Below are 3,330 nucleotides of genomic sequence, written 5' to 3' on the forward strand. Positions count from 1 at the left end.
CGCCGCAGCCGCGTCATGACGCAGACCGTCGACGGCTCGGTCGCGGAGTCGGCCAGGGAGCGGGACCTGTTGCGCGGCATCGCCGACGGGTCACTGCGCGAGATCGAGGTCGCCTGGAGCGATCCACTCGGCCACGCCGCGGGCAAGCGAATCCCGGCAGGCCAGTTCCTGGACCGGGCCCAGGGGAGCGGGTTCGCGTTCTGCGAGGCGGCGCTGGGGTGGAACGTCGACGCGACCGTCATCGACTCACTGCACCTGACCAACTGGGAGGGCGGCTATCCGGATGCGTTCGCGGTACCCGACTTCTCGACGTTTCGGCCGCTGCCGTGGCGGCCCGGCGTCGGGCACGTGATCTCCGACGTCGTGGGTTACGACCGCGCGCCGTCGTTGCTCGATCCCCGCGCCGTGCTCAGGCGGGTACTGGAGCAGCTCGCCGCGCTCGGATACACGGCGAAGGTCGGCGTCGAGCTCGAGTTCTACCTGCTGAACCCGGACGGCACGACGTTCCAGGACGACATCCACGCCTACTCGCTGGAGAACGCCAACGCGCTGGACCCACTGATCTCCGACCTCTACGAGACGCTCGGCGCCTTCACCAGACTGGAGGGCATCCAGACCGAGTACGGACCCGGTCAGGTCGAGACGAACCTGGTGTACACCGACGCACTGGAAGCGGCCGACGACAGCGCCCGCCTCAAGTACGCGGCCAAGGAGGTCGCCCGCAGGCACGGGAAGATCGCCAGCTTCATGCCGAAGCCGTTCGCCGAGCACTCCGGCAGTTCCGGCCACATCCACATCTCGCTGTGGCGTGACGGCGCACCAGCCTTCGCGCCGGTCGACGGCAGTGAGAACGACGTCGCCCTGCACGCCATCGCGGGCCTGCTCGAGCACCTGCCGTCGATCACCCTGTTCGGAGCGCACTCGGTGAACGCCTACCGGCGGTTCGAGCCCGACTCGTTCGCGCCGGCGACGGTGACGTGGAGCCGCGACAATCGCAGTGCCGCAGTGCGTTCGCTGGTCGACGCCAATCCCGCGGCAACCAGGATCGAGCTGCGCACGGGCGGTTCCGACGCCAACCCGTACTGGCTGATCGCGTCCGCGCTGGCCGCGGTCATCGCGGGGCTGCGGTCGCGCCGACGGCCGGAGGGGGCCGAGGGCGGTAACCTCTACGGCTCGGGTACCCCGCTGCCCGAATCGCTTGGCGTGGCCGTCGCACTGGCCCTGCAGGACGACACGATCGCCGAGATCCTCGGCGCCGAGTCCGTTCACGACTTCGCGGCGATCGCCCGTAGCGAGTGGGACGCCTACACCCGACAGGTCAGCGACTGGGAACGCCGGCGCTACCTCACGACGTCGTGACCGGGCCCCGGTTCGGCGTGTGGGCGCCGGTCTACGGAAACCACGGCGCGAGAAACCATCCCGAGGATGCCCCGGACGCGAGTTACCGGCGCAACCGCGACCTGCTGCTGCGCGCCGAACGGGCGGGTTACGACTCGACGCTGCTGGCCCAGCACGTCATCCATCCGAGCAACGTCGACGACGACGTGCTGGAGACGTGGTCGACGCTCGCCGCGCTGGCCGAGGCGACCACCAGCATCGAGCTCATCGGCGCCGTCAAGCCACTGCTGCTGAATCCGCTGGTATTCGCCAAGATCGCCGCCAACATCGGCGACGTCGCCACGGGGCGCCTCGCGATCAACGTGGTCAGCGGTTGGTTCCTGCCCGAATTGGAGGCCCTCGGGCTCGATCCCACCAGCCACGACGACCGCTACGCCTACACGGCGCGGTGGTTGGCGGTGGTTCTCGAGCTGTGGGCGGGAAAGGAGGTCGCCATCGACGGGAGCACTGGGCAACAGGCCCTCGTCCGGCCGCTCCCGGCCCAGGCTCCCGCGGTGTACCTTGGCGGCGAGTCGGAGCCGGCTCGGGCGCTGGCCGCGCGCCACGCGGACGTCTTCTTCATCAATGGGCGACCACTGCCCGCGACTGTGGAGGTCATCGATGACCTCCGCGCCAGACCCCGCGACCGGGACCCGTTGCGGTTCGGCCTTTCCGCGTTCGTGATCGCCCGCGACACGGAGGCCGAGGCGCTCGCCGAGCTCGACTATCTGCAGTCCCTCGTCGACGCGGAGAGCAGGCCGGAGATCTCCTCGGGCACCGATCCGAACACACAGATGTACAAGGTGCTTTCGGGAAGCAGTCGGGTCGGGTCCAACGGAGGGACGTTGGCAGGCCTGGTGGGCAGCTACCAGCAGGTGACCGACCGCATCGGACGATTCCACCAGGCCGGCATCGAACTCTTCATGCTTCAGTTCCAACCGCTCGATGCCGAATTGGACAGGTTCGCCGACAAGGTGATTCCGAACTTCCGATGACCCTTCCGATGATCGAGGAGCGACAGCGTTGACTTCCGGGACCGTCGCGGCGCGCGCCGCATACTCCGAGGAACCCCTTCGGGGTTCGACCACCGAACGGTTGTCCCGACTAGCCGGCATCGCCGAGGAGTTGCGCGACGCGGACGCCGACGCCGAACGCCACCGCGATCTGCAGTACGACGCGGTGCGGCAGCTTCGCGGAGCGGGCCTGCTCGGGCTCCGCGTACCCGTTCGGTACGGAGGTCCGGGTGGCAGCGCCCGCGAGGTGCTCGCCGCCGTCGTCCAGATCGCCAGGGCCAGCTCCAACGTCGCCCAGGCGTTGCGAGCCCACTTCGGCTTCTCGGAACGCCTGCTGAGCAACCGCGCGACGGAAGCCGAACGGCAGCAGTGGTTTCCACGCGTCGAGGCCGGCGTGGTGTTCGGCAACGCCATCACCGACGCGCACGGCAAGGCGCCGTCGAGTGCCGACACCACACTGCTCGCCGACGCGGGCGGGACGTTGAGGCTCAACGGCTACAAGTTCTACTCCACGGGCACGCTGTTCGCCGACGTGATCGCCGTGTCTGCGATCGACGCCGAGGGACGCGACCTGCAAGCGATCGTGCCCACCGACCGCGCCGGTGTCGAGCTGTTCGACGACTGGGACGGTTTCGGGCAACGCCTGACGGCAAGCGGCGGAACGCGTTTCACCGACGTGGCGGTCCACCCCGTCGAAGTGACGACCGTCTCCGACGGCGCACACCTCGGACACAGCACGACGTTCCTCCAGCTGTACCTGGCCGCGGTGTCCGCGGGCATCGCGGCGGCCGTGCTCGACGACGCGGTGGACTACGTGCGCCGCCGTGCGCGGCCAGCCGCGCACTCGCTGGCGGATACCGCTGCGGCGGATCCGTTCGTTCTGGAGGCGGTGGGGGAGATCGCTGCCGACGCGGCGGCGGCCGAGGCGCTGGTGCTCAAC

General features: G+C 69.3%; 3 protein-coding genes. All 3 read left to right on the top strand.

The annotated features are described in order from the left end of the window. Positions 1–15: 15 nt before the first annotated feature. Positions 16–1,359 (top strand): glutamine synthetase family protein, encoded by a 1,344-nt coding sequence (locus tag ACRDUX_RS03005; protein ID WP_526410884.1) that lies wholly within the window; start codon positions 16–18, stop codon positions 1,357–1,359. Next, on the top strand, positions 1,356–2,372 hold the full coding sequence (locus ACRDUX_RS03010) for an LLM class flavin-dependent oxidoreductase (protein ID WP_526410880.1): 1,017 nt from the start codon (positions 1,356–1,358) through the stop codon (positions 2,370–2,372). Before ACRDUX_RS03005 ends, ACRDUX_RS03010 begins: the two co-directional genes overlap by 4 nt. Positions 2,373–2,400: 28 nt before the next feature. Then, positions 2,401–3,330, top strand: a 930-nt coding sequence (locus ACRDUX_RS03015) for an acyl-CoA dehydrogenase family protein (protein WP_526410882.1), incomplete at its 3' end; no start/stop codon positions are given.

Origin of the sequence: Mycobacterium sp. (assembly GCF_050701675.1) — a bacterium.
Classification (GTDB): domain Bacteria; phylum Actinomycetota; class Actinomycetes; order Mycobacteriales; family Mycobacteriaceae; genus Mycobacterium.